Annotated in this window: 23 protein-coding genes and 1 pseudogene; 14 read left to right on the forward strand and 10 right to left on the reverse strand. The window is 72.0% G+C overall.

Translation table 11 applies throughout. The features are described 5' to 3' along the window. Window positions 1-67: 67 nt before the first annotated feature. From KME75_RS12040 to KME75_RS12070, 7 genes are all read left to right on the forward strand, one after another. Window positions 68-979, forward strand: a complete 912-nt coding sequence (locus KME75_RS12040) for a LysR family transcriptional regulator (protein ID WP_219414696.1) — start codon at window positions 68-70, stop codon at window positions 977-979. 202 nt (window positions 980-1,181) lie between these two features. Further along, complete coding sequence (locus KME75_RS12045) at window positions 1,182-2,138, forward strand: ABC transporter substrate-binding protein (protein ID WP_219414697.1); 957 nt, start codon at window positions 1,182-1,184, stop codon at window positions 2,136-2,138. Window positions 2,139-2,143: 5 nt separating this feature from the next. Beyond that, complete coding sequence (locus KME75_RS12050; RefSeq protein ID WP_246631938.1) at window positions 2,144-3,352, forward strand: quaternary amine ABC transporter ATP-binding protein; 1,209 nt, start codon at window positions 2,144-2,146, stop codon at window positions 3,350-3,352. Further along, the gene (locus KME75_RS12055; protein WP_219414698.1) at window positions 3,349-4,269 is read left to right on the forward strand and encodes an ABC transporter permease; all 921 of its coding nucleotides are present in this window, start codon (window positions 3,349-3,351) and stop codon (window positions 4,267-4,269) included. Before KME75_RS12050 ends, KME75_RS12055 begins: the two co-directional genes overlap by 4 nt. Before the next feature lie 257 nt (window positions 4,270-4,526). Beyond that, entirely contained in the window at window positions 4,527-5,633 is a 1,107-nt protein-coding gene (locus KME75_RS12060; protein WP_219414699.1) for an amidohydrolase family protein, read from the forward strand. Next, window positions 5,630-6,001: a Rieske (2Fe-2S) protein gene (locus tag KME75_RS12065; RefSeq protein ID WP_219414700.1), complete on the forward strand. Its 372-nt coding sequence runs from the start codon at window positions 5,630-5,632 to the stop codon at window positions 5,999-6,001. The genes KME75_RS12060 and KME75_RS12065 overlap by 4 nt, the downstream gene beginning before the upstream one ends. A gap of 16 nt (window positions 6,002-6,017) precedes the next feature. Beyond that, entirely contained in the window at window positions 6,018-6,251 is a 234-nt protein-coding gene (locus KME75_RS12070) for a ferredoxin (protein ID WP_219414701.1), read from the forward strand. A gap of 25 nt (window positions 6,252-6,276) precedes the next feature. Here KME75_RS12070 and KME75_RS12075 read toward each other — a convergent pair whose 3' ends face one another. The 8 genes from KME75_RS12075 to KME75_RS12110 form a co-directional block, all read right to left on the reverse strand. Then, the gene (locus KME75_RS12075; protein WP_219414702.1) at window positions 6,277-6,990 is read right to left on the reverse strand and encodes an IclR family transcriptional regulator; all 714 of its coding nucleotides are present in this window, start codon (window positions 6,988-6,990) and stop codon (window positions 6,277-6,279) included. 157 nt (window positions 6,991-7,147) lie between these two features. Further along, complete coding sequence (locus KME75_RS12080; RefSeq protein WP_219414703.1) at window positions 7,148-8,743, reverse strand: APC family permease; 1,596 nt, start codon at window positions 8,741-8,743, stop codon at window positions 7,148-7,150. Between the two features lie 19 nt (window positions 8,744-8,762). Next, window positions 8,763-10,232 (reverse strand): aldehyde dehydrogenase family protein, encoded by a 1,470-nt coding sequence (locus KME75_RS12085; protein WP_219414704.1) that lies wholly within the window; start codon window positions 10,230-10,232, stop codon window positions 8,763-8,765. A 32-nt stretch (window positions 10,233-10,264) separates the two neighbouring features. Continuing rightward, window positions 10,265-11,926 (reverse strand): choline dehydrogenase, encoded by a 1,662-nt coding sequence (gene betA, locus KME75_RS12090; protein WP_246631940.1) that lies wholly within the window; start codon window positions 11,924-11,926, stop codon window positions 10,265-10,267. A gap of 273 nt (window positions 11,927-12,199) precedes the next feature. Continuing rightward, entirely contained in the window at window positions 12,200-12,847 is a 648-nt protein-coding gene (locus KME75_RS12095) for a superoxide dismutase family protein (protein ID WP_219414706.1), read from the reverse strand. 71 nt (window positions 12,848-12,918) lie between these two features. Then, entirely contained in the window at window positions 12,919-13,959 is a 1,041-nt protein-coding gene (locus KME75_RS12100; RefSeq protein ID WP_308282717.1) for a ribokinase, read from the reverse strand. Further along, window positions 13,908-14,906: a nucleoside hydrolase gene (locus KME75_RS12105; RefSeq protein ID WP_219414707.1), complete on the reverse strand. Its 999-nt coding sequence runs from the start codon at window positions 14,904-14,906 to the stop codon at window positions 13,908-13,910. Before KME75_RS12105 ends, KME75_RS12100 begins: the two co-directional genes overlap by 52 nt. A gap of 27 nt (window positions 14,907-14,933) precedes the next feature. Further along, the gene (locus KME75_RS12110) at window positions 14,934-15,674 is read right to left on the reverse strand and encodes a GntR family transcriptional regulator (RefSeq protein ID WP_308282718.1); all 741 of its coding nucleotides are present in this window, start codon (window positions 15,672-15,674) and stop codon (window positions 14,934-14,936) included. Between the two features lie 282 nt (window positions 15,675-15,956). On the opposite strand from KME75_RS12110, the pseudogene KME75_RS12115 reads away from it, so the two are divergent. The 7 genes and pseudogenes from KME75_RS12115 to KME75_RS12145 all read left to right on the forward strand — a co-directional run bounded on the left by KME75_RS12115 (window position 15,957) and on the right by KME75_RS12145 (window position 24,480). Next, window positions 15,957-17,046, forward strand: a pseudogene (locus KME75_RS12115) (adenosine deaminase). Window positions 17,047-17,130: 84 nt separating this feature from the next. Next, the gene (locus tag KME75_RS12120) at window positions 17,131-18,558 is read left to right on the forward strand and encodes a PhoX family protein (protein WP_219414708.1); all 1,428 of its coding nucleotides are present in this window, start codon (window positions 17,131-17,133) and stop codon (window positions 18,556-18,558) included. Next, a complete protein-coding gene (locus KME75_RS12125) occupies window positions 18,558-19,649 on the forward strand; it encodes a BMP family lipoprotein (RefSeq protein ID WP_219414709.1) in 1,092 nt (363 codons plus the stop codon). Before KME75_RS12120 ends, KME75_RS12125 begins: the two co-directional genes overlap by 1 nt. Window positions 19,650-19,651: 2 nt before the next feature. Further along, entirely contained in the window at window positions 19,652-21,244 is a 1,593-nt protein-coding gene (locus tag KME75_RS12130; protein ID WP_246631942.1) for an ABC transporter ATP-binding protein, read from the forward strand. Further along, on the forward strand, window positions 21,241-22,479 hold the full coding sequence (locus tag KME75_RS12135) for an ABC transporter permease (protein ID WP_219414710.1): 1,239 nt from the start codon (window positions 21,241-21,243) through the stop codon (window positions 22,477-22,479). Before KME75_RS12130 ends, KME75_RS12135 begins: the two co-directional genes overlap by 4 nt. An 86-nt stretch (window positions 22,480-22,565) precedes the next feature. Then, window positions 22,566-23,780, forward strand: coding sequence for an ABC transporter permease (locus KME75_RS12140; protein WP_219414711.1), 1,215 nt, complete (start codon window positions 22,566-22,568; stop codon window positions 23,778-23,780). Window positions 23,781-23,868: 88 nt separating this feature from the next. Beyond that, a complete protein-coding gene (locus KME75_RS12145; RefSeq protein ID WP_219414712.1) occupies window positions 23,869-24,480 on the forward strand; it encodes a TetR/AcrR family transcriptional regulator in 612 nt (203 codons plus the stop codon). A gap of 12 nt (window positions 24,481-24,492) precedes the next feature. On the opposite strand, the gene KME75_RS12150 is transcribed toward KME75_RS12145, so the two are convergent. Both KME75_RS12150 and KME75_RS12155 read right to left on the reverse strand, forming a co-directional pair. After that, a complete protein-coding gene (locus KME75_RS12150) occupies window positions 24,493-25,242 on the reverse strand; it encodes an SDR family NAD(P)-dependent oxidoreductase (protein ID WP_219414713.1) in 750 nt (249 codons plus the stop codon). Further along, window positions 25,232-25,435: an SDR family oxidoreductase gene (locus KME75_RS12155; RefSeq protein WP_246631943.1), complete on the reverse strand. Its 204-nt coding sequence runs from the start codon at window positions 25,433-25,435 to the stop codon at window positions 25,232-25,234. Before KME75_RS12155 ends, KME75_RS12150 begins: the two co-directional genes overlap by 11 nt. Window positions 25,436-25,607: the final 172 nt, after the last annotated feature.

The following is a 25,607-nucleotide window of genomic DNA, read 5'->3' on the forward strand; positions in this document are numbered from 1 at the left end:
GTCCCGAGCGCACGCGCTCCCGGGACCGGGCCGGGGCCAGGCCGCGCTCTACCCCCGGGGAGGACGCATGGATCGTCGGCAGCTGGAGTACTTCCTCGCGGTCGCGGCACACGGCAGCTTCACCAGCGCGGCGGCGGCCCTGCGCGTGGCGCAACCGTCGCTGTCGCATGCGATCAAGGCCGTCGAACGCGAGGTCGGGGCCCTGCTGTTCCACCGGCTCAGCCGCGGCGTCACGCTCACGCCGGCCGGCGAAGCGCTGCTGCGGCCCGCCCAACAGGTGCTGCGGGACTTCGCCGCGGCCCGCGCCTCCGTGCAGATGGTGTCCGACCTGACGGCAGGCCGCATCGACATCGTGGCGCAGACGACCCTGGCCGTGCACCCGTTGGCCGGTCTGGTCGGGGCGTTCCGGAGGGCTTACCCGGCGGTCACGATCGGCATCGAGGATCCCGAGCACGCGGCCGCCGTGGTGGAAATGCTCCGGACCGGACACTCCGAACTGGGGCTGACCGACTTCTCCGTCCCGGTGGGGGATCTGCGGTCCTACGAACTGCCCGATCAGCAGGTACTGGTGGTCCTCCCGCCGGATGCGGAAATCGGCCAGGGCGACTTGTTGACGGTGGCCCAGGTCGTGGCGTTCGATCTCATCGTCACCCCGCCGGGCACCGCGAGCCGCGCGCTGCTGGAGTTCGCCCTGTCCGGCGCGGGCGTGCCGCTGCGGGTCGCGGTCGAGACGCCCCACCGGGCGGCCATCGTCCCGCTGGTGCTCGCGGGCGCCGGTGTGACGCTGCTGCCTCGGTCGATGGCCGAGGACGCCGCTCGGCAAGGGGCGCGCGTCGCGCGCCTCGACCCGCCCGTCGTGCGCCGGGTACAGCTGCTCTGGCGGCGGGAGCCGCTGTCGCCCGCCGCGCGCGCGTTCGTCCGTATGGTGGTGTCGGAAACCGGCGGCGACCCTTCGGCATTCGCCGACCCGATGCGATAGAGCGGGTCTATGGCCGCGGTAGGCAATTGCTCTGGTTTCGTCGTCGCGTTTCGTTGACTCACTCTGCGAATGTGGGGATCGTCTCTCCCATCGAAGCCGATTGACCGTCATTCGGCTACCTCCGCGCCATCACGTCGATGTGGGCCACCCGGTGCGACCACGTCGTGGCTCCATTCGTCGCGCGGGAATTGGAGGGAAACCCATGTCAAGGAGACTCCTCGGGGTCGGGGCGGTCGCCGCCGCGGTGCTCGTGAGCGGCTGCAGCGGCGCGGCACCGACCGGGTTCGGCGACTCGAGCGGGGGAGAGCACAGCGCCCGGTTCGTGCAGCAGCCCTGGGCGGATCTCGTGGTGGAGACCGAGATCGCGATGCAGGTGCTGACCGAGCTCGGCTACTCGGCGAGCACGCAGGAGGTGGCCGTCCCGCTGGGGGCCGAGGCGCTCGCCACCGGCAATGCCGATGCCTACCTCGGCAACTGGTGGCCGAGCCAGCAGGACGTCTTCACCGAGCACATCGAAACCGGTGCGGTCGAGGTCGTCGGCACCGTGCTCGAGGGCACGCAGTACTCCCCGGCCGTCCCGGGGTACGTCGTCGAGGAGCTGGGCGTGCGGTCGCTCGCCGACCTCGACCGGCACGCCGACGCGTTCGGCCGCAAGATCTACGGGATCGAGCCGGGCGCCCCCGGCAACGAGACGATCAACGAGGCGATCGCGCAGGACGCGTACGGGCTGGGCGACTGGGAGCTGGTCGCGAGCAGCACCGAGGCGATGCTCGCCGAGGTGTCGCGGCGCGCGGCCGCCGGCGAGCCGATCGCCTTCCTCGGGTGGAGCCCGCACTGGATGGCCACCGAGTACGACCTGCACTTCCTCGACGACCCGCAGTCGGTGTGGCCGGGCGCGGGGGAGGTCCGCTCGCTGACCCGGGCGGGCCTCGCGGAGGGCGACCCCAACCTGGTCCGGTTCATCTCCCAGATCAGCGTCGACACCGAGACCGCGTCCGAGTTCATCCGCGCCGTCGACAAGGACGGGAAGCCGGCCGAACAGGTGGCCCGGGACTGGATCCAGGCGCATCCCGACCGGATCGAGGCCTGGCTCGAGGGCGTGACGTCGGTGAGCGGTGAGCCGGCCGCCGAGGTCGTCCTCGCCGGGACCGGGGGGTGACCGGCATGTCGAACACCGTGGGTGAGGTCATGATCGAGGCAAAGGGGCTCAGCAAGGCCTACGGGCTGTCCGCGCAGCAGGCCGAACCGATGCTCCGCGCCGATGACGCCCGCGCGGCCGTCCGGGACGCGGGGGGCTTCCTCGGCGCCGACGAGGTTGATCTCACCGTGGAACGGGGGGAGCTCTTCGTCATCATGGGCCTGTCCGGCTCGGGGAAGTCGACCGTCCTCCGGATGATCAACCGCCTGGTCGAGCCGACGAGCGGGGCGCTGTCCGTGGACGGGCAGGACGTCCTGGGCATGGACGACGACCAGCTGTACGACCTGCGCAACCAGAAGATCAGCATGGTCTTCCAGCACTTCGCCCTGTTCCCGCACCGCACCGTCCGGGAGAACGCGGCGTACGGGCTGCAGGTGCGGGGGCTCTCCGCGCGGGAGCGACTGGACCGCGCCGACCGTGCGCTGGACCGGGTCGGGCTCGGCGACCGCGGCGACGCCTACCCGCACGAGCTCTCCGGTGGCATGAAGCAGCGCGTCGGGCTGGCCCGCGCGCTCGCCACCGACGCCGACGTCCTGCTGATGGACGAGCCGTTCAGCGCGCTCGACCCGCTCATCAAGCGCGACATGCAGGAGCTGCTGCTCAAGCTGCAGGCCGAGGACCAGCGGACCATCGTGTTCGTCACCCACGACCTCAACGAGGCCATGCGCATCGGGCACCGCATCATGGTGATGAAGGACGGCCAGGTCGTGCAGTGCGGCACCGGCGAGGAGATCCTCTCCGAGCCCGCGGACGACTACGTGAGCAACTTCGTCGCCGACGTGGACCGCTCTCGGGTGCTCACCGCGGGCACCCTGCTGCGGCCCCCGCTGCTCACGGCGCGTCCCGACGAGAAGCCCGGCGACGTCCTGCGGCGCCTGGAGCACACCGAGATGAACGGGCTCTTCGTCGTGGACGACGCGGGCAGGCTGCACGGCGTCGCCCAGGACGACCTGCTGGCGGACGCGGCGCGGCGCGGCGACCCGGACGTCCGCCGGTGCCTCGTCCACGACTACGAGACGGTGTCGGCCGACGTGCCGATCGTCGACTTCTGCCATCTCGCAGGGCGGCACATCGTCCCGGTCGCCGTGGTGGACGCCGACCGCCGTCTCCTGGGCGTGGTGCCGCGCGCCGCGATCCTCTCGGCGATGGCCCGTACCGAGGAAGGTGCCCGATGATCGATCTCCCTGTCGGCGTGTGGGTCGAGGCCGTCGTCGACTTCCTCCGGGTGAACGCCGCCGCCGTCTTCGACGGCCTCGCGGCCCTGACGCTGGCGCTGGTCAACGCCATCTACCTGGCGCTCGTGCTGCCCCACCCGCTCGTGGTGATCGCGGTGCTCGCCGGGCTGACCGCGCTCGCGACCCGGCGCTGGCTGCCTCCGGTCCTCGCCGCCGTGGGCTTCCTGCTCATCCTGGCGATGCAGATGTGGGAGGCGACGCTGCAGTCGCTCGCCGTGGTCCTGCTGGCGTCCGTGGTCGCCATCGCCATCGGGGTGCCCATCGGCATCGCCGCGGCGCGGATGGACCGCGTCCGGACGGCGATCCGGCCGGTGCTGGACTTCATGCAGACCCTGCCGGTGTTCGTCTACCTGCTGCCCGCCGTGTTCTTCTTCGGGATCGGGGTCGTCCCCGGCGTCGTGGCCACCACGATCTTCGCCATCCCGCCGGCGGTGCGGCTCACCGAGCTGGGCATCCGGCAGGTCGACCAGGAGGTGGTGGAGGCCGCGGTCGCCTTCGGCTCCCGGCCGCGGCAGGTGCTGCGCGACGTGCAGCTGCCCCTGGCGATGCCGTCGATCATGGCGGGCGTCAACCAGGTGATCATGTTGGCGCTGTCGATGGTGGTCATCGCCGGCATGGTCGGCGGCGGCGGGCTCGGCGCGGTCGTCGTGCAGGCCGTCACCAAGCTCGACATCGGGCAGGGCTTCGAGGGCGGCCTCGCCGTCGTCATCGTGGCCATCTACCTCGACCGCGTCACCGCGGCCTTCGGGGCGCGCGGCATCCGCATCCGCCGGCGCCGGGCGCCCCAGCGTCGGTCGTCCCCCGACGCCGCAGGCCCCGCGGAGCAGCGGCAGGTGGCGGAGGTGGGGGCCCGGTAGCGCTACGCGAACGGCACTCTCGTCCAATAGGTTTGGACGAAAGTGCCGTTCGCGCGCCCGGGACCGCTGATCAAGGCGTACTTGTCGCTTCTGGATCGATCTAGTACGACGTCGGTGCCTTGATCGACGGGCTCCGCCACGACGCCCCCTCGCTCCTCCCACGCCGCCTCTTGACAGCGAGACGCCTGTCACGCACGCTGACTTATGTCGCCAATATGGCGACATGTCGCCGAAACGGCAACGAACAGGAGTCGGCTGTGATCGATTGCGACGTCCACAACAGCTGGAGCTCGGCCGAAGTTCTGCTGCCCTACCTGCCGCCGGCCTTCCGCGAATATCTCGAGCGCGGTGAGGTCCCGGGCCCCAAGGGCGCGTTTCCGCGCGCCGGCCGGCCCTGGCTGCACCCCGAGGGCTTCATGCGCTACGACGCGATCCCGGCCGATGGCGGTACGCCCGGCTCGAGCTACGAGCTGATGCGGGAGCAGCTCATCGACCGGTACGACATGGAGTACGTCGTGCTGACCGGCGACGAGGCCATCGAGGTCTCCACGCTGGCCAACCCCTACTACGCGCAGGCGCTGGCGAGCGCGTACAACGACTGGCTGGTCACCGAGTGGCTGCCGCGGGACGAGCGTCTCAAGGGCTCGCTGGTGGTGGCGCCGCAGAACCCGCAGCAGGCCGCGGCCGAGGTGCGGCGGCTCGGCGACCACCCCGACATCGTCCAGGTGCTCGTCTCCAGCGGGTCGCAGCGCCCCTACGGCGACCCGTTCTTCCACCCGATCTGGGAGGCGTGCGCCGAGCTCGGCCTGCCGTTCGCGCTGCACCTCGGCGGTCAGGGCGGGGTCAACCACAACCCCATCGGCTGCGGGCCCACCACGTTCTTCTGGGAGACCCACGCCCTGCTGTGCGAGACCGGGATGGCGCACCTCGGCAGCGCGATCGCGCACGGGGTGTTCGAGAAGTGGCCGGACATGAAGATGGTGATGGTCGAGTGCGGGGTCGCGTGGGTGCCGGGCATCCTGTGGCGCCTCGACGAGGACTACCGGGCGCTGCGCAAGGAGACGCCCTGGCTCACCCGGCTGCCCAGCGAGTACGCCCGCGACCACGTCCGCATGACCACCCAGCCGCTGGAGCAGCCGAACACCCCGTCGGCGCTGTGGCCGGCGCTCGCCGACATCGGCGCCCAGGACATGCTGATGTTCGCCTCGGACTACCCGCACTGGGACTTCGACGACCCGGCGTTCCTGCGGATCCCGCACGAGTGGCGCGACCGCGTCCTGTCGGAGAACGCCCGCGAGGTCTACAAGCTGCCCCAGCGGCGGCCTCAGGACGAGAAGCAGCCCGAAGGGGTGCCGGCCCGATGACGGCACCCGCCCGCACCGGGCGCCGCCACGTCGTCTGCCCCGCCTCGGAGCTCGCGCCGGGGGAGCGGCGGATCGTCGACCTCGACGGGCGCAGCATCGGGCTGTTCAACGTCGGCGGGCGGTTCTACGCGCTGCACAACGGCTGCCCGCACAAGGGCGGCACGCTCGCCGAGGGGCCGATCTGCGGTACGACGCTGCCCACGAGCGGCAGCGACTTCGTCTACGGCCGCGACGGCGCGATCGTGCGCTGTGCCTGGCACGGCTGGGAGTTCGACATCACCACCGGGCAGGCCCTCGCCGACCCGAAGTTCCACGCGCGGACCTACCGCGTCGTCGTCGAGGACGGCTTCGTCGTCGTCTTCACCTGATCCCTGGAGGTGACCCATGAGTGGCATCCGTCAGACTGCCCCACACATCACGCTCGACGAGTCGATCTGCATCGGCTCCGGAAGCTGCGTGCGCCTCGCCCCCGGCGCCTTCACCTTCGACAACGACCGGCAGGTCGCGGAGGTCGGCGACCTGTCCGCCGTCGAGCTCGAGCGGCTCCGGGTCGCCGAGCGTTCCTGCCCGACCGGGGCGATCTTCTTCGAGGAGGAGGACGACGAACCGCAGGTGTGACACGCCCGGGGCACGCCGCGCCGCGCTACTCGTCGCGCGGCGCGGCGTACCCCAGCCGCGCGCTGATCTCTGCGGCCGCGTCGGTCACGACCGCCGCGACCTCCTCCAGCCGCTCCTTCGGGAGCCGGTAGTCGGGGCCGGAGACGCTCAACGCGGCGACGCACCGGCCGAGGTGGTCGCGCACCGGGACCGCGAGGCCGTGCAGGCCCTCCTCGAGCTCGCCGAGCGACGCTGCCCACCCCTGGTGGCGGACCTGCTCGATCTCCGCGCGCAACAGATCGTCGGGCTCTGCGGCGCCGGCGAAGGCGAGGAAGACCTTGCCGTCGGAGGACGAGTGCAGCGGCGCGCGCCGTCCCCGCCACTTGCGCGTGCCAACGATGTAGGACCCGTCGGCCTGGGCGATGTCCAGAGCTTCGCCCTGGTCGAGGACCGACAGCACGACGTTCTCGCCGGTCTTGTCGGCCAGCCGTTGCATCACGGGCTGCGCGTCGGTCACCAGGTCGCGGTCGGCGATCGAGAGCATCCCGAGCCGGCCGATCTCGGGTCCGAGGCGGAACGCCTCCCCCGTCGTCGACCGCTCCAGGAAGCCCCGCTCGGCCAGGGTCGCGGCGAAGCGGGACGCATTGCTGCGGTGGATGCCCAGGGCCGCCGCCATCGCGCCGACCGTCATCTCCTGGCCGGGGTGGTCGAACAGCTGCAGCATCCGCAGAGCGCGTTCGACGGTCTCCAGAGTCCTCATGCCGCCCTGCCGATCGCGCCTTCCGCCCTCGGGTACCGGCTGGCTGAGCATGCCGCCGACCGATCGAGAGCCGAGCCTACGGCACGTGCCGGCCGTCCCGCGGGCCGTGGGGTGCACGGGGTTCCGCGGGAGCCGGGCAGGGCGGCCCGCTGGTTCGTCAGGCCTGGGTGCTCCCCGACAGGGGCGGCTGGTCGGCCGGCTGCAGGGCCGCGTCCATCTTCCGGACCATGTGCTCGGGCAGTGTCCCGACCTGGTGGCGGCCGCGCACGCGGTACCAGACCAGGCCGATCACCGCGATCAGGCCGATGAACAGGAACGCACCCCACTGCAGGTACCAGTGGTAGGGCTCGGTCGCGTTGTAGATCTCCCGGCGGGGCCACGCGAGGTTGAGCGTCATCGCCGCGCCCCACACCACGGCGATGATGTTCACCGGGAGGCCGAAGCGGCCGAGGGAGAAGTAGCGGTTCCCGGAGCCGTCGGGCTTGGGCCAGTCGCCGCGCAGCCGCGCGAACAGCATCGGCACCGTCACCAGCAGGTACGCCAGGTAGATCATGATGATCGCGATGCTGGTGATGACCGTGAAGATCTGCGGGTTGCCGACGTTGATCACCAGGATCAGCGCCGAGACCACCCCGATGATCACCGCGGGCACCACGGGCGTCTTGTAGCGCGGGTGCACCCTGGCCAGCCGGGCGCCGCCGGGGAGGGCGTTGTCGCGGGCCATCGCGAACATCATCCGGATGGCGGCGGTGTGCACGGCCAGCGCGCAGACCGTGATGGCGATGACGACGGTGACCAGGAAGACCTTGCCCATCGTGGTGCCGAGCACGGCGAGCACGATGTACTGCAGGCCGCCGGTGCCGATCTGCGGGTCGGCGAGGTCGGGGGCGGCGAGGATCGCGAAGAGCAGGATGAGCCCGCCGATGACGAACGAGGCGATGATCGCGCGCAGGATCGCGGTCGGGGCGGTCCGCCGCGGGTCCATCGTCTCCTCGCCCAGCGAGCTCGCCGTGTCGAACCCGTACATGACGTACGCGGAGGCGAGCGCGGCCACGAGGAACGCGCCGAGGTAGCCCATCGAGTGGCCCTCGCCGAGGTTCTGCGTGTCGAGCAGCACGGTCGGCGGGTTCACGATGTTCACCGCGAGCAGCACGACGAGCAGCACCGCGGCGATCAGCTCGATGAACACCCCGGCGCTGTTGATCCGGGCCATCAGCTTCACGCCGTAGGCGTTCACCGCGGTGGTGAACGCGATGAGGATCGTCCCGAGGATGACGGCGTTGACCGCGAAGTCGCTCTCCCCGGTGCCGTCACCGTAGATCTGGAAGCCGTCCCAGATCTGCGGCAGCGTGATCTGGTAGGCCAGCACCACCGCCGCGATCGTCACCACGGAGGCGGTGAACATCATCCAGCCCGCCAGCCAGGCCGTCGTGGGCCTGCCGAGCCGCTTGGCCCAGTTGTAGATCGAACCCGCGACGGGATAGCGGGCGGCGAGCTCGGCGAAGCAGAGCGCCACCATGATCTGGCCGGCGAAGACCATCGGCCACGACCACCAGTACGCCGGCCCGCCGAAGGCGAACCCGAAATAGAACAGCTGAAACGTTCCGGTGAGGATCGAGATGTAGCTGACGCCCGCCGCGAAGCTGGCGAACTTGCCGATGCTGCGCTCCAGCGTCTGGGAGTAGCCGAACTCGGCCATCCCGTCGTCGGCGCCGTCACCACCACCGGTCCGGTGTCCCTGCGTCGTGCTCATCGTTGTGCACCCGCCTCATTCATGCCGTGAACCACCGCACCGGAGCCGGCGTGGTGTTGTGCCAGACGTGCTTGGTCTCCTGGTACTCCGCGAGGCCGGTCGGACCGAGCTCGCGGCCGTTGCCGGAGCGCTTGAACCCGCCCCACTCCGCCATCGGGACGTACGGGCCGAAGTCGTTGATCCACACGGTGCCGTGCCGGAGCGCGCCCGCCACCCGCTCGGCGCGACCGATGTCGGCGGTCCACACCGCGCCCGACAGCCCGTACTCGGTGTCGTTGCCGAGCGCGATCGCCTCCTGCTCGGTCGTGAACCGCTCGACGGTGAGGATCGGGCCGAACGTCTCCTCGCGGACCACCCGCATGCCGCGGTGGACGTCGGCGAACACCGTCGGCCGGTAGAAGTAGCCCTTCTGCAGCTCCGGCTCGTCCGGGCGGTGCCCGCCCGCCACCAGCCGCGCCCCTTCGGCATGCGCGGACGCCACGAAGTCCTCGATCTTGGCGCGCTGGGCGGCCGACACCAGAGGACCGGACTCCGTGCCCTCGTCGAGGCCGTTGCCCAGCCGGATCCGCGCGGCGCGCCTGCCGATCTCGGCGACGAGGTCGTCGTACATCGGCTCCTGGACGATCAGCCGCGCGCCGGCCGAGCAGACCTGTCCGGCGTGCAGGAACACCGCCGTCAGCGCGTTGTCGACGACGGTCTCGAAGTCGCTGTCGGCGAAGACGATGTTCGGGTTCTTGCCGCCGAGCTCCACGGCCACCCGCTTGATCGTGCCCGCGGACGCCCGGATGATCGCCTGCCCGGTGGCGAGCCCGCCGGTGAACGACACCATGTCGACGGCCGGGTGCTCGGTGAGCGGGGCGCCGACGGTGCGGCCGTCGCCGAGCAGGATGTTGACCACCCCGGCCGGCACACCCGCTTCCTCCAGCAGCCGGACCAGCATGAACGACGTCAGCGGGGTGACCTCGGTCGGCTTGATCACCATCGTGTTGCCCGCCGCGAGCGCCGGGGCGACCTTCCACGACAGCTGCAGCAGCGGGTAGTTCCACGGCGTGATCAGCACGCACACCCCGAGCGGCTCGTGCACCACGCGGCTGCGCACGTGCGCCTGCCCGGTGTCGACGATCCGCCCGGCGTCCTTGTCGGCGAGGTCGGCGTAGTAGCGGAACACCGCCGTGACGTCGTCGACGTCGATGCGGCTCTCCACCAGCGTCTTGCCGGTGTCGAGGGTCTCGACGCGGGCGATCTCCTCCTTGTCGCGCACCAGCAGGTCGGCGACGCGGCGCAGCAGTGCGCCCCGCTCGGCCGCCGGGGTGCGCGGCCACGGACCGGTGTCGAACGCCTCGCGCGCCGCCCGCACGGCCGCCTCGATCTCGTCGGGCGACGCCTGGGCGGACTCGGCGAGCACGCTCGCGTCGAACGGGTTGAGCACCTCCAGGCGAGCGTCCCCGGCCGGCTCGGTCCAGCGTCCAGCGATGTACTGCTCCGGCACGGCCGGGGCCTCCTCGGAAATCGCGTTCAGGGTCAGGACGGCTGACGCTCGTGCCGGTAGAAGTCGGCGTCGGCGGGCGCGAGCGGCGTGTTGCCGAGGATGAGGTCGGCCGACTTCTCCGCGAGCATCATCACCGGGGCGTAGATGTTGCCGTTGGTGACATACGGCATCGCCGACGCGTCCACCACCCGCAGGCCCTCGACGCCGTGCACCCGCATGGTCTCCGGGTCGACCACGGACATCTCGTCGATCCCCATCTTCGCGGTGCAGGACGGGTGGTAGGCGGTCTCGGCGTCGCGGGCCACCCAGTCGAGGATCTCCTCGTCCGTGCCGACGCCGGGGCCGGGGGAGATCTCGCCGCCGTTGAACGCGTCGAACGCGGGCTGGGAGAGGATCTCCCGCGCGGTGTGGATGGCCTCCACCCACTCCCGCCGGTCCTGGTCGGTGGACAGGTAGTTGAACCGCAGGGCCGGCGCCTGCTTCGGGTTCGCCGACTTGATCTTCACGCTGCCCCGGGCGTCGGAGTACATCGGTCCGATGTGGACCTGGTAGCCGTGCTCGGCGGGCACCGGAGTTCCGTCGTAGCGCACGGCGATCGGCAGGAAGTGGAACATCAGGTTCGGGTACGCGACGTCGGCGTTGCTGCGGACGAAGCCGCCCGCCTCGAAGTGGTTGGTCGCGGCGGGGCCACGCTTGCCGAAGATCCACTGCAGGCCGATGAGCGGGCGGTTGCGCAGCTTCAGCGCGGGGTTGTACGAGATCGGCTGCGTGCACGCGTGCTGCACGTAGACCTCGAGGTGGTCCTGCAGGTTCTCCCCGACGCCGGGCAGGTGGTGCACGACGTCGACCCCGAGCGGCCGCAGCTCCTCGGCGTTCCCGACGCCCGACAGCTGCAGTAGCTGCGGGGTGTTAACCGCCCCGCCGGAGAGGATCACCTCGCCCCCGTACACCGTGCGGGGGCCGGTTCCCGGCCTGCTGTACTGCACGCCCACCGCACGCTTGCCGGTGAACAGCACGCGGTGCACCAGCGACAGGCACTGGACGGTGAGGTTCGGCCTGCTCTTCACCGGGTGGTAGTAGGCGCGCGCGGCCGAGAGGCGCCGCCCGCGCGAGATGTTGCGGTCGAAGCGCGCGAAGCCCTCCTGCTGGTACCCGTTGACGTCGTCGGTCAGCGGGTGGCCCGCCTGCTGCGCGGCCTCGAGGAAGGCGCCGAACAGGGGGTTGGTCGCGGGACCCCGTTCGAGCGCCAGCGGCCCGGAGTCGCCGCGCCAGTCGTCGCCGCCCGCGAGGCAGTTCTCCATCTTCTTGAAGTACGGCAGGCAGTGCGCGTAGTCCCAGGTCTCCATGCCGGGGTCGGCGGCCCACCGCTGCAGGTCCAGCGGGTTGCCGCGCTGGAAGATCATTCCGTTGATGCTGCTGGAGCCGCCCAGCACCTTTCCGCGACCGTGCGACACGCGCCTGCCGTTCATGTACGGCTCCGGCTCGCTCTCGTACCGCCAGTCGTAGAGCGGGTTGCCGATCACCATCGTGAGCGCGGCCGGCATGTGGATGAAGATGTCCCAGATCCAGTCCGGCCTGCCGGCCTCGAGCACGAGCACGCTGGTGCCCGGGTCCGCGCTGAGGCGGTTCGCGAGCGCGCAGCCCGCGGAGCCACCCCCGACGATGATGTAGTCGTAGCGCTGGCGATCGGTCAACGGTCCTCCTGCGGATCGGGCTGCCATCGGTGCGGTTCGCCCAGAAGCTGTTGCGTCTTACGCAGAACGTTTCGCAATGTGATGCGAGAGACTAGCTTTCGCCGGTTTCCTGGGCAAGATGTCGTTGCACGAGATGCGGTCACCGCACCTGATGCCGATGGCGTAGCCGCGGGACGGGGGCGACTTCTCGCGCCGGATGGCGGCAAGGCGGGCGGCGGAGCTACCGCAGCGACGGCAGCTACTTGCCCGGGTGGCTGCTCGCGGGACGCGCGCTCACGCGAACGGGACGTCGACGCACGCGACGCGGCCTCCCGCGGCCCCGGCCTCGCCGGCAGCGGTCGCCGTCGCCTCGGCCTCGTGGACGACGATCGACGCGGGCGCGCGGTCGGTGAACACGAAAGGCACCTCGCTGCGTGCCTCGCCGTCTCCCTCGGCGTCGGTGGTCAGATCGAGCCAGATCTCGTTGCGCGGGTTGGCGAACGCCGGGTCGGCCGAGGCCTGCTCGGGCGTCGCGGCCGGGTCCACCTCGTTCTGGTAGTGCGGCCCGGCCGCCTGGCCGGTCGGACCGCACGGGCGGGCGTGGGCGTGCACGGCGTAGCCCCGATCCGGGAGAAGGCCGTCCACCTCGAGCTCCACCTCGGTCGAGCCGTCGGACTCCTCGGCCTCGACCGAGAGCCGCGCGCCTACCGGGGCGAGTGCCGGGTCGTAGGTGAAGGCGTTCGTCGCCTGCTCGGGTGGTGCGAGCGTGCCCTCCGCGCTGATCGCCTGCGGGGCGGGCTGCTCCGTCGTCGGCTCGGTCGGTTGCTGCGCGGGGGCCTCGGTCGGCTCCGGACCGGCACAGGCCGCCAATGTCAGCAGGGTGCCGGCCGCCGCGACGGCGAGGCGGGAGGGTCGCACGGGGTCGGCTGTTGCGCGAGTCATACCACCGAAGTTCCCACCCGCCGCCCGTCCCATCCCCGACCTCCTGGTACGACGGGTGAGGCTGAGGGATCTCATCGCCTCGGGGCGAGCGAACCGGCGACCCGTTCGGGCAGCCGCGCGAGGAGCTCCTCCACTTCGCGGGCGGAGGGCATGGCCGTCTGCGCCCCCACCGCTCGGGTCGCCAGTGCGCCCGCCGCACAGGCGCGACGCACGGCCTCGCGGGCGGGGCGCTGCTCCGCGAGGCTGACGGCCAGCTCGGCGCAGAACGTGTCGCCCGCGCCCACCGCGTCGACGACGTCGACCCGGAACGCCGGCGTCCAGCCGGCCTCGCCGGCGTGGTGGACCACCGCTCCCTGCCCGCCGAGGGTGATCACGACCGTGGACGGGCCGGTCGCCGTGAGGTGACGGGCGAGATCGGTCCAGTCCTGCGGGGCCGACGGGCCGTCGTCGTCTGGCCGACCGATCAGCCCGAGCGCCTCGCTCTCGTTGACGACGAGGACATCGACGGTGCAGATCAGCTCGGTCACCGTCTCGTCGATCGGATCGGCGAGCGGCGCCGCGTTCAGCACGACGGGGACGCCGGCGGCTCGGGCCGCCCGTGCGACGTGCAGGTTCGTGGCGAGCGGGATCTCCATCTGCAGCACGACGACGTCGCTGCCGGCCAGCAGGTCGGGGTCCCTCGGCAGCGCGGCCGGGAGCAGCCTGCCGTTGGCGCCGGGGGAGACGGTGACCGTGTTCTGGCCGTCGGGTTGCACCACGATGAGCGCGGCGCCGGTCGGGACGTCGGGCAGCGCGGTGACGAGGGAGACGTCGACGTCCTCGGCCGCGGCTCCGGCCACCAGCTGCTCGCCGTGCTCGTCGTCGCCGGTCGCGGCCACCAGGCGCACGGCGGCGCCCAGGCGGCGGGCGGCGACGGCCTGGTTCGCGCCCTTGCCGCCCGCACCGCGGGTCAGGTCACCGCCGATGACGGTCGCGCCGGGCGCGGGCAGGCGGGCGACGTGGACGACGAGGTCCATGTTCATGCTGCCGACGACGAGCACCCGGGCCCTCGACGCCGCGGTCAGCACGCCGGGCCGCCCGTCGCGGCCGGGACCGGCGCGGAGGCTTCGCACAACCGTGCCGTGAGCCGGTCGGGGAACGTCCCCTCCGTCCTGAGCACGACCCGCACGTGGGCTCCCTCCTGCGACGGGAAGTTCCGGTACTGCCCGCGGGTGTCCGCGACGGTCATTCCCCGGGCGGGCCCGTCACCGGTCTCCACGTCGATCGCCACGGTCGGGGCGAGGACCACCGGGATGTCGCCGACGGCGATGGCGGCCGCGAGCGGATCGTGGCAGGCCGCGCTCCGGATGCCGAACACGTCCCGCTCGTAGAAGCCCAGGTAGTGCTCCAGAATCGCGGCCGCGAACGTGGTGACCGGGGACCCGTGCTCGCGCAGCCGCGTCGCCAGCTCCTCCGTGAGCACCTCGGTCATGGTGACGTCCAGCGGAACGAGGGTGACCTCCCAGGGCGCCTGGAACACCAGCCGGGCCGCCTCCGGGTCGTTGTAGATGTTGGCCTCGGCCGCCGGCGTGACATTGCCGGGGTGATGGATGGCGCCACCCATGACGGTCACGTGCTCGATCAAGCCGGGCAGCTCCGGGTCGAGCAACAGCGCGGTGGCCAGGTTGGTCAGTGGCCCGGTCGCGAGCAGGTGCAGCTCGCCGGGGTTCTCCCGGGCGAGGCGCACGATCAGCTCGGCGGCGGGCTCCGCCGTCGGTGTCGTCGCAGGGGCCGGCAGCAGCGAGGTGTTGCCCATGCCGTCGTCGCCGTGGACGTCCGGGGCCGGGTAGAAGGTGCCGCGCCAGTTGGTGAGTGCGCCCACGGCCACGGGGATGTCCTGCCGGCCGACCAGCTCGAGCACCTTCAGCGTGTTGTCCGCGGCGGTGGCGGCGTCGGTGTTGCCGAACACGGTCGTCACCGCGCGGATGTCGACGTCGGGATCGTGGAGGAGGTACAGCAGCGCGAGGGCGTCGTCGATGCCGGTGTCGCAGTCGACGACGAGGGACTTCTTCGGTGTCATCAGGTGCTCAGCTCTCCGGGGTCCTGCTCATCTCGACTGGCGGACGACGAGGGTCGGCGCGCCGCTGGGCAGCACGTACTTGGCCGCCAGCAAGGGGTGTCGTTCGACCGAGACGACCTGGGTGACCAGGACGACGGGGGTGTCCGGCGGCCGGTGGAACACCGTCCCCCGGCGCCGCCCCAGCACGGTCGCGGTGATGGTGCTCGTCCCGGTCAACGGCAGCCGGAGATCGGCGGCCACGACCGCGTCGAGCATCGTGTGCGGCTGGGCGACGGCGTCCTCCAGCACCTTCGGCAGGCCAGGGTCGATCGCGCCGAGTGCGTCGTCGGGGACGCACCACTCCTCCACGAGGCACGCCGCGGTGCCGTCGACGTCGACGATGCTCTCCCAGAACCGGACCTCGCAGCGCGCGGGCACCGGCAGGTGCTGCATCACCAGGTCGGTCGGCTCCTCGATGTCGCGGACGAGGGGGCGCACCTTGACGACGTCCTCCCCGAGCAGGCTCTCGACCGGCTGCAGCCGCTCGAGACCGCGCCGCGTGGGGCCGGAGCTGACGGTGCGCCCCACGCCGCGGCGCACGCTGATCCACCCGTCCTCCTGGAGCAGGATCAGTGCCTCGCGCAGCGCCGGCCTGCTGACGCCGAGCGCCGCGGCGAGCGCCGGCTCGGACGGCAGCGTCGAGCCCGGGGGATAGGTTCCCCCGCGGACGGCGTCGACGATGCGCTCGTAGAGCTCCACCACCGGACGCCGCTGCGGACGTCTGCTCACGGTCCACTCCCTTGCCTGGCACTTGTTTGACAAGCTATGCCAGCGGATCCTCGCGCGTCAACGCTTCCCGTGCCGTGTCCCGCCGATTCTCTCGGCAATTGCCCCCTTGACTTGCCGGCGCGCGCCGGTCATTCTTCCGTCCACCTTCGGTCAGCTTGTCTGACAGCAACGGGCAGCTCGCTCATCCCGCAGCCACGCCCGTTCCCCTGCACATCCCGCAGGGCGCAGCTCTGCCCCTGGTGCCCCGTGGCACCGGACCCCGACCACGAGGAGGTGACCGGCGTGCACCGCCGTGTCCCGACGCCCGACCAGATCAGGCGCGCCCCCAAGGTTCTGCTCCACGACCACCTCGACGGCGGGTTGCGCCCGCAGACCGTGCTGGAGCTGGCCGAACAGGCCGGCTACGCCGCGCTGCCCGCGACCGACGTCGACGGCATCACGAAGTGGTTCGCCGCCGCGGCCACGGCGGGGTCCCTGGAGGAGTACCTCGAACGGTTCGTGCACACCGTCGGCGTCATGCAGACGGCGTCGGCGCTGCACCGCGTGGCCGCCGAATGCGCCGAGGACCTCGCGGCCGACGGCGTCGTCTACGCCGAGGTGCGCTACGCGCCGGAGCTCAGCACCGCACACGGCCTCGGCCTCGACGAGGTCGTGGAGGCGATCCTCGACGGGTTCCGCGCCGGGACCGAGCGGGCGGCGGCCGCGGGCAACCGGATCCGGGTCGGCCTGCTGCTGTGCGCGATGCGCCAGGAGCAGCGTGCGCAGGAGATCGCCGAGCTCGCCGTGCGCCACCGCGACGCGGGCGTGGTCGGCTTCGACATCGCCGGGCCGGAGGCCGGTTTCCCGCCCACGCGGTCGCTCGGCGCCTTCGAGTACCTGCGCCGGGAGAACGTCCACTTCACCATCCACGCCGGTGAGGGCTTCGGGCTGCCGTCCATCTGGGAGGCCGTCCAGTGGTGCGGCGCGGCCCGGCTCGGCCACGGCGTCCGCATCGTCGACGACATCACGGGTCGACGGGGACGGGGTGCCGAGGCTCGGCAGGCTCGCCGCGTTCGTCCGGGACCGGCGCATCCCGCTGGAGATGTGCCCCACCTCGAACATCCACACCGGGACGGTCCCCGCACTGGCCGACCACCCGATCGACCTGCTGCGCCGGCTGCACTTCCGGGTCACGGTCAACACCGACAACCGGCTGATGAGCCAGACCTCGATGAGCCACGAGTTCAGCGAGCTGACCGCGCAGTTCGGCTACGCGCTCGACGACATGCAGTGGCTCACGGTGAACGCGATGAAGTCGGCGTTCCTCCCGTTCGACGAGCGGCTCGGGCTGATCAACGACGTGATCAAGCCCGGCTACGCCGCCCTGGCCTGACCACGGCACACGACCTCCGCCTTCCCCCTTCCCCCATGGGGCCCGTCCGGGCACCGCAACGACGCGAGACCAGGGAGCGATCGAATGGCAGATCTGAACCGCAGGGCAGTCCTGCGCGGGGGCGCCGGGGCCATCGGCGCCTTCGCCCTGAGCGGCCCGTTCCAGGGCCTGCTCGCCACCGAGGCGGCGGCGCACACCCGTCCCCCGGACCGCGCCCACCTGCGGCCGGTGCCGGACCTTGCCGACGGCGAGGTGCGGCTGTGGCTGCCCGAGGAGTTCTCGTACCGGTCGTTCAACCCCACCGGCTCGCCGCTCTCCACGGGGGGCGTCACCCCGCCGAAGCACGACGGCATGGCCTCCTTCCCCGGGCCCGACGGCACCACCGTCCTCGTGCGCAACCACGAGATCAACGGCCCGGGCCCGGCGTTCGGCAGGCCGGAGGAGGCCTACGACCGCGCGGGCCAGGGCGGGTGCGTCACGCTCGTGGTGAGCAACCGCGGTGAGGTCCAGGTCAGCGCCGAGAGCCTGACCGGCACCCAGATGAACTGCTCCGGCGGGCCGATGCCGTGGGGCAGCTGGATCTCCTGCGAGGAGACGGTCAACGGCCCGGACGTCGGCAACGACTTCACCGGGGCGGACAACTCGCTGCTCACGCAGAAGCACGGCTACCTGTTCGAGGTGCCGACCCGCGGCGCGTCCGACCGCACCCCGATCCGCGCGGCGGGACGGTTCCTGCACGAGTCGGCCGTCTACGACCCGCACACGGCGGCGCTGTACCTGACCGAGGACAACTTCGGCTTCCCGTCCGGCTTCTACCGCTACCTCCCTCCCCGGGACCCGATGAAGGTCGGCAAGGTCCTCGACGGTGGCCGGCTGCAGATGCTCGCGGTCGAGGGCGTGGACGGCGCCGAGCTCCACCTCGGGCAGGAGCCGCGCGCCGGCTACCGCGTCCGCTGGGTCGACATCGACGACCCGGACCCGACGTTCGCCCCGGGGACCACCAACGAGCAGGCCGGCACGGCCGTCGGTGACCAGGGCCGGGCGAAGGGTGCGGCGGTGTTCTCCCGGCTGGAGGGGGCCTCGTACCACGACGGGGTCGTCTACTTCGTGTCCACGCAGGGCGGCGCCACCGCGGCCGGCGAGGAGGGGCCGGACGGCTTCGGCGACGGTCGCGGCCAGGTGTGGGCCTACCACACGCGCAGCGAGCGGCTGCAGCTGATGTTCGAGTCGCCGTCGTCCTCGGTGCTCGACATGCCCGACAACGTCACGGCGAGCAAGCGCGGCACCCTCGTGCTCTGCGAGGACGGCGACGGCGAGAACTTCCTGCGCGGCCTGCGCCGCAGCGGCACGCTCGTCGACCTCGCCAGGCTGGTGCCGCCGGACGGCGACCCGGGCGCGGAGTTCGCCGGGCCGTGCTTCTCGGCCGACATGCAGACGCTGTTCGTCAACGTCCAGTCCGATGAGGGCCGCTCCTTCGCGATCTGGGGCCCCTGGCACAAGGCGGGTTTCTGATGAAGAACTCCATGAAGAAGACGGTGTGGCCGATCGCCCTCGGGGGGATCTGCGCCGTCGCCGTCGCAGCGTGCGGGCAGCCGCCGCCGGAGAACGCCGCAAGCGCCGGCGGGCCGGGTGGCGCCGACTTCCAGGCCTGCATGGTCACCGACTCCGGCGGCATCGACGACCGCTCGTTCAACGAGAGCGCGTGGGAGGGCCTGCAGCAGGCGGAGGCCGAGCTGGGCATCGAGAGCACCGTCGTGGAGTCGACCACGGAGACCGACTTCACCCCGAACGTACAGCAGATGGTCGCCGCCGACTGCGGCCTCGTCGTCACGGTCGGCTTCCTGCTGGGCGACGCGACGGCCGCGGCGGCGACCGCGAACCCCGACGAGCGCTTCGCGATCGTCGACTTCGCCCACGAGGAGCCGATCGAGAACGTCAAGCCGTTGATGTTCGACACCGCGCAGGCGTCCTTCCTCGCCGGCTACCTCGCCGCCGGCACGACCACGACGGGCACGGTGGCCACGTTCGGCGGCCTGAACATCCCCACCGTGTCGATCTTCATGGACGGGTTCGCGGCCGGCGTCGAGCACCACAACCAGGTCAAGGGCACCACCGTGCAGGTGCTGGGCTGGGACCCGGCGACGCAGAACGGCTCGTTCACGGGCGACTTCCAGAACCAGGCCAACGGGCAGAACCTCGCGAACACGTTCATCCAGCAGGGCGCCGACATCATCATGCCGGTGGCGGGCCCGGTCGGCCTGGGTGCCGCCGCGGCTGCGCAGGAGGCCGGCGACGTCGCGCTGATCTGGGTCGACACCGACGGCTACGAGTCGGCCTCCCAGTACGCCCCGCTCTTCCTCACCTCGGTGGTGAAGGAGATCGACAACGCGGTGCTGGAGACGACGAGGCAGACCGTGGACGGTGCGTTCAGCGGCGAGCCGTACGTCGGCACGCTGGCGAACGAGGGCGTCAGCCTGGCGCCCTACCACGACTTCGCCGACGACGTCCCTGTGGAGCTACAGGCCGAGGTCGAGCAGCTCCACCGGCAGATCGTCGACGGGACGCTCAGCGTGCCGTCCCCGAGTTCGCCCGCGGCGTCCTGACGATGGCCGCCCACGGAAACCGGAAGGTCGGTGCGGTGAAGCTGGAGCTGCGCGGTATCACCAAGCGCTTCGGCGCGTTCACGGCCAACGACTCCATCGACCTCGTGGTGGAGCCGGGGGAGATCCACTGCCTGCTCGGGGAGAACGGCGCGGGCAAGAGCACGTTGATGAACGTGCTCTACGGCCTGCTGCACCCGGACGACGGCGAGATCCTGGTGAACGGCGAGCCGGTGCGGTTCTCCGGACCGGGCGACGCCGTGTCGGCCGGGATCGGGATGGTGCACCAGCACTTCATGCTGGTCCCCGTCTTCACGGTCGCCGAGAACGTCATGCTCGGCCACGAGCACACCCGGGCCGGCGGGTTGCTGGACCACGAGGCCGCCCGCAGCGCCGTCCGCGAGCTGTCCGAGCGGTTCGGCCTCTCCGTCGACCCCGACGCCGTGGTCGAGGACCTGCCGGTCGGCGTGCAGCAGCGCGTCGAGATCATCAAGGCGCTCGCGAGGGACGCCGAGGTCGTGATCCTCGACGAACCCACGGCCGTGCTGACCCCGCAGGAGACCGACGAGCTCATCCGGATCATGCGGGAGCTGAAGGCAGCGGGCACGTCGATCGTCTTCATCACCCACAAGCTGCGCGAGGTGCGGGCGGTCGCCGACCGGATCACGGTGATCCGCCGCGGGCGCGTGGTCGGCACGACCGCGCCCGACGCCGGGGAGACCGAGCTGGCCGCGATGATGGTCGGGCGGGCGGTGCAGCTCGTGGTCGCCAAGGAGGCCTTCGCGCCCGGCGACGTCGCGCTCGAGGTGCGGGACCTGAGCGTGCGCGACGAGCGCGGCCGGGTCGTCGTCGACCGCGTCTGCCTCGACGTCCGGCGCGGCGAGGTCCTCGCGGTCGCCGGGGTGCAGGGCAACGGCCAGACCGAGCTCGTCGAGGCGCTCGTCGGGCTGCAGCCCGAGGTCTCGGGCTCGGTGCGCCTCTCGGGGCGGGAGCTGTCGGGCCGCCCGATCAAGGAGGTGCTCGACGCCGGCGTGGGATTCGTCCCGGAGGACCGGTCCCACGACGGGATCATCCCCTCGTTCTCGGTGGCCGAGAACCTGGTGCTGAACTCCTTCGACCGGGCCCCGTTCGCCTCGGGCCCGGCACTGTCGCCCTCGATCGTGCGCCGCCGGGCGCGCGAGCTGGTGCAGGAGTTCGACGTCCGCACCCAGGGGGTCGACGCCCCGGCGGGCTCCCTGTCCGGCGGCAACCAGCAGAAGGTCGTGATGGCCCGGGAGATGTCGCGGCCGCTGGAGCTCCTGATCGCCTCCCAGCCCACGCGCGGCGTGGACGTCGGCTCGATCGAGTTCCTGCACCGCAGGATCGTGGCCGAGCGCGACCGGGGCACCGCGGTGGTGATCGTCTCCACCGAGCTCGACGAGGTGGTCGCGCTGGCCGATCGGATCGCGGTGATGTACCGCGGCCGCGTCGTCGGGACCGTTCCGGCCGACACCGACCGCGACGTGCTCGGCCTGATGATGGCCGGGGTTGCCGAGGACGACGCCCGGCGGCAGGTCGCGGAGGCCAGCCGGGTGCAGCAGCGGGGAGGCGCAGCATGACCCCGTCCATGACCACCGTGGACCGGCCCCGACCGGCCGCGCCCGAACCGGACCGGCGGACGGCGCGGCGGCGCGGTCTGCTCGACACCGGTGTGCTGACCGCGTTGTCGATCCTCCTGGCCCTGCTCGTCGGGGCCGTGCTGATCGCCGTCGCGGACGCGGGTGTGCAGGAGAGCGCCGGGTACTTCTTCGCCCGCCCGAGCGACCTGCTCCTGGCGGCCTGGGACGCGATCGGCGAGGCCTACCTCGCCCTCGTCCAGGGCGCGGTCGTCGATCCGGGCGCCGCCGACCCGGCCGCCGCCCTGCGGCCGCTGACGGAGTCGCTGGTGTTCGCGGCCCCGCTGATCGCGGCCGGGCTGGCCGTCGGGCTGGCGTTCCGGGCCGGCCTGTTCAACATCGGCGCCGAAGGGCAGATCATCCTCGGCGCGATCGGGGCGTCCTACGTCGGCTTCGCCTGGGACCTGCCGGTCGTCGTCCACGTGCTGGTGGCGCTCGCCGCCGCGGTCCTGCTCGGTGCCCTCTGGGGCGCGATCCCCGGCGTCCTCAAGGCCCGCACGGGCGCGCACGAGGTCATCACGACGATCATGCTCAACTACGTCGCCCGGTTCCTGCTCGCGTTCCTGCTGAGCACGGCGGCCTTCCACCGCCCGGGCCGCAGCGACCCGATCAGCCCGTCGGTGGACGCCACGGCGGAGCTCCCGCTCCTGCTCGGCGGGTGGTCGCGCCTGCACGCGGGGCTGGTCCTCGCGCTGGCGGCCGCGGCGGGCGTGTGGTGGCTGCTGAACCGCAGCACGCCCGGCTTCCGGCTGCGCGCGGTCGGGGCGAACCCGGCCGCCTCCCGGACCGCGGGGATCCGGGTCGGCACGGTGACGGCCACGGCGATGGCGCTCGCCGGCGCACTGGCCGGGCTGACGGGGGCGTTCCAGATCCTCGGCACGGAGAAGGCGCTGACCGGCGGCATCTCCGCGGGGATCGGGTTCGACGCGATCACCGTCGCGCTCCTCGGGCGGGGCAACCCGTTCGGGATCGTCGGCGCGGGCCTGCTGTTCGGCGCGCTGCGCGCCGGCGGCGTGGCCATGCAGGCGCGCACGGGCACGCCGATCGACATCGTGTTCGTGGTCCAGTCGCTGATCGTGCTGTTCATCGCCGCGCCGCCGCTCGTCCGGGCGATCTCCCGGCTGCGCGCCCGCGCCGGCCTCGGCCCGATGCAGATCTCGAAGGGATGGAGCGCGTGAACGCGCCGACGACAGCCCCGCCGATGGTGGCCACCTCCGGACCGGACACCGGTCGGGACGCGACCGTGCCTCGGCCGAGCTGGAAGATGCCGACTGCGATGGGCGTCCTCGGGCTCGTCGCGCTGGTGGTCTTCGGGTTCGGCGCCGACCCCGGACACAGCAGCACCTTCGACGTCGGCACGGGAGTCGAGTTCGTCGACATCGGGTCCGTGGCCCTCCCGAGCCGGGCGACCGCGCTCGTGCTCTCCCTGGCCTGCCTGGGTCTGGCCGGGCTCGCCGCCGCTGCGGTGGCCCGGCGCCGCGCCGTGCCGCTCGCCGTGCCCATCGGTTTCGCGGCGCTGTGGCTCCTGACCTTCCTCGTGTGGGCGGTCCAGGGCGCGCAGATCTCCTTCGTCGGCCTGCTCGCCGGGGCGCTGCTGCTGTCGGTGCCGCTGGTGTTCGGCGCGCTGTCCGGGCTGCTCTGCGAGCGCGCCGGCGTGATCAACATCGCGATCGAGGGGCAGCTGCTCGCGGGTGCCTTCCTCTCGGCGGTCGTCGCCAGCGTCACCGACAGCCGGTGGGCGGGCCTCGTCATGGCGCCCGTGGCCGGCGTGCTCGTCGCCGCCGTCCTCGCCCTGTTCGCGATCCGCTACGTCGTCGACCAGATCATCGTCGGGGTCGTGCTGAACGTGCTCGTCATCGGTCTCACCGGGTTCTTCTACGGCAGGCTGCTGGCCCCGGACGCCGAGACGTTCAACCAGCCGGACACCTTCTCCGACCTGCCGATCCCGGTGCTCTCCCGGATCCCGGTGATCGGGCCGGTGCTGTTCCACCAGTCCGTCATCGTCTACCTCATGTACGTGACGGTGATCGCCGTGCACGTCGCGCTCTTCCGCACCCGGTGGGGGCTGCGGGTCCGCGCGGTCGGGGAGCACCCCGTCGCGGCCGACACCGTCGGCATCGCGGTCAACCGCATCCGCGTGCAGAACGTGCTGCTCGGCGGCGCGGTCGCCGGGCTCGGCGGCGCCTTCTTCACCCTCGGCTCGGTGGGCGCGTTCGGCCGGGAGATGACCGCAGGCCAGGGGTTCATCGCGCTCGCCGCGATGATCTTCGGGCGGTGGAGCCCGACCGGCGCGCTGTGCGCGGCCCTGTTGTTCGGCTTCGCCAACAACCTCCAGGGGGTGCTCGGCGTCATCGGGACGCCGATCCCCAGCGAGTTCATGCTCATGGCGCCCTACCTGGCGACGCTCTTCGCGGTCGCCGGGCTGGCCGGCCGGGTGCGGGCGCCGGCCGCCGACGGGAAGCCCTACGTGAAGGAGTAGCCGCGCGGAACGTGCAGCGTCGAGGCCGCGACCGACCCGCGGTAAGGTGCCCCCGATCAAGCGCTCGACCCGGGGGAGCCGCACCACCATGTCCCAGCCGCAGGACCGGCGCGCCGTCATCCTGTCGAAGTCCGCCGAGCTGTTCGCCCGCAAGGGTGTCTCCGCCACGACCGTGCGCGAGATCGCCGACGAGGTGGGGATGCTGTCCGGCAGCCTGTACCACCACTTCCCGTCGAAGGACGCGATCCTCTACCAGATCATCACGAGCTACGTGGACGACCTGCTGGCGCGGTACCGGGAGGCGGCCGGCGCCGACCTCGATCCGCGGGCCCGGATGCACGCGCTCGTCCTGGTCTCCCTGCAGACGGCGGAGGCCCGGCCGCACGCCACGCAGATCTACCAGAACGAGCTGTCCTACCTGCGCGAGCGGCCGCAGTACGAGCCCGTCTTCGCCGCGGTGTCGCAGGTGCAGCAGGCCTGGCTCGACACGATCGAGGCCGGTCGCGCCGCCGGGGTCTTCCGCCAGGACATCGCGCCGCGGATCTTCTACCGCTTCATCCGCGACGCCGTCTGGCTGTCGGTGCGGTGGCGCAAGCCCGACTCGGACTACCCGGTGGAGCAGCTCGCCGACGACTGCACGTCGATCTTCCTCGACGGGTTTGCCGTGCGGACGCCCGCGGAGGCCTCGCCGTCCACCTGAACCGGCGCCCGATCACTGGGTGACGGTCCAGCCGCCGTCGACGGGCAGGACGACGCCGTTGACGTAGGCGGCGAGCGGTGACAGCAGGAAGAGCATGGTCCAGGCGATGTCGTCCGGCGTCGCCATCCGGTGCATCGGGATCCGCTCCAGCACCCGCCTGCCCACCTCGGTGGCGGCGAAACCGGCGAGCCGCGGGGTGTCGGTCATCCCGGGCGCGACGGCGTTGCTGCGCACCTCGTCGCTCCGGTAGGCGGCGAGATGGCGGGTGTAGCCGGCGATCGCCGCCTTGGACGCGCAGTACCAGTCGGAGGCGGTGCCGACGAGGGTGCCGGCCACCGACGCGATGTTGACCAGCGACGCACCCTCGGGTGCGCCGGCGGACAGCCAGGTGTCCACCATCCGCCGCATGCTTCCGACCGCGATCCGCATGGCCTCGTCGAAGTCCAGGTCGACCGCGGACGACGGGCCGGCGTTGTTGACCAGGTGGCGCACGACGCCGAGTTCGCGGCTGCGGGCGAAGCCCGCGTCGACCTGCTCGGCGACGCTCACGTCGGCCGGCACCGCCACGGCGGTCCCGCCGCGGCTCGCGATCTCGGCCGCGGTCGCGGCGACCGCATGCGCGTCGCGGTCCCACGCGGCGACCGCGAGGCCCAGCTCGGCGGCTCGCAGCGCAACGGCCCGGCCGATGCCGCTGCCGGCGCCGGTCACGAGGACCACGTCGCCCGCCGCGAAGCCGAAATGCGGTGCACGCTCAGACTCCATAGCCACCGTCCACGTCGAGTTTCTGACCGCTGATGAACCCGGCCCGGTCCGAGGCGAGGAAGGCGACCGCCTCGGCGACGTCGGCCGCGGACCCGAACCGCCGCAGCGGGATGGTGCGGCGGGCGACTCCCAGGGCGTGGTCGTCGAGCTCCCCGGAGCTGATGAGCCGGTCCGCCATGCCGTCGGTGAGCATGCCCGGGCCGACGCAGTTGAACCGGACACCGAACCGGCCCTCCTCGGCGGCTAGAGCGTGTCCCTTGGATCATGGGACGGGGTCGCGGAGCCAGATCCTGATCGAGGCGACGTCGATGGTTCCGCGGAACATGTAGTCGCGCTTGTCGTAGCGGGTGGCGACCGCGCGGTGG

Origin of the sequence: Pseudonocardia nigra, from assembly GCF_019396355.1 — a bacterium.
Lineage (GTDB): Bacteria > Actinomycetota > Actinomycetes > Mycobacteriales > Pseudonocardiaceae > Pseudonocardia > Pseudonocardia nigra.

Coding starts and splice junctions, on each gene's coding strand:
- KME75_RS12140 (WP_219414711.1), top strand. CDS start 22,566: ATGCCGACTGCGATGGGCGTCCTCGGGCTCGTCGCGCTGGTGGTCTTC.
- KME75_RS12150 (WP_219414713.1), bottom strand. CDS start 25,242: ATGGAGTCTGAGCGTGCACCGCATTTCGGCTTCGCGGCGGGCGACGTG.
- KME75_RS12105 (WP_219414707.1), bottom strand. CDS start 14,906: ATGACACCGAAGAAGTCCCTCGTCGTCGACTGCGACACCGGCATCGAC.
- KME75_RS12050 (WP_246631938.1), top strand. CDS start 2,144: ATGTCGAACACCGTGGGTGAGGTCATGATCGAGGCAAAGGGGCTCAGC.
- KME75_RS12145 (WP_219414712.1), top strand. CDS start 23,869: ATGTCCCAGCCGCAGGACCGGCGCGCCGTCATCCTGTCGAAGTCCGCC.
- KME75_RS12095 (WP_219414706.1), bottom strand. CDS start 12,847: ATGACTCGCGCAACAGCCGACCCCGTGCGACCCTCCCGCCTCGCCGTC.
- KME75_RS12080 (WP_219414703.1), bottom strand. CDS start 8,743: ATGAGCACGACGCAGGGACACCGGACCGGTGGTGGTGACGGCGCCGAC.
- KME75_RS12055 (WP_219414698.1), top strand. CDS start 3,349: ATGATCGATCTCCCTGTCGGCGTGTGGGTCGAGGCCGTCGTCGACTTC.
- KME75_RS12155 (WP_246631943.1), bottom strand. CDS start 25,435: ATGCTCACCGACGGCATGGCGGACCGGCTCATCAGCTCCGGGGAGCTC.
- KME75_RS12075 (WP_219414702.1), bottom strand. CDS start 6,990: ATGAGGACTCTGGAGACCGTCGAACGCGCTCTGCGGATGCTGCAGCTG.
- KME75_RS12040 (WP_219414696.1), top strand. CDS start 68: ATGGATCGTCGGCAGCTGGAGTACTTCCTCGCGGTCGCGGCACACGGC.
- KME75_RS12045 (WP_219414697.1), top strand. CDS start 1,182: ATGTCAAGGAGACTCCTCGGGGTCGGGGCGGTCGCCGCCGCGGTGCTC.
- KME75_RS12070 (WP_219414701.1), top strand. CDS start 6,018: ATGAGTGGCATCCGTCAGACTGCCCCACACATCACGCTCGACGAGTCG.
- KME75_RS12130 (WP_246631942.1), top strand. CDS start 19,652: ATGGCCGCCCACGGAAACCGGAAGGTCGGTGCGGTGAAGCTGGAGCTG.
- KME75_RS12065 (WP_219414700.1), top strand. CDS start 5,630: ATGACGGCACCCGCCCGCACCGGGCGCCGCCACGTCGTCTGCCCCGCC.
- KME75_RS12120 (WP_219414708.1), top strand. CDS start 17,131: ATGGCAGATCTGAACCGCAGGGCAGTCCTGCGCGGGGGCGCCGGGGCC.
- KME75_RS12135 (WP_219414710.1), top strand. CDS start 21,241: ATGACCCCGTCCATGACCACCGTGGACCGGCCCCGACCGGCCGCGCCC.
- KME75_RS12125 (WP_219414709.1), top strand. CDS start 18,558: ATGAAGAACTCCATGAAGAAGACGGTGTGGCCGATCGCCCTCGGGGGG.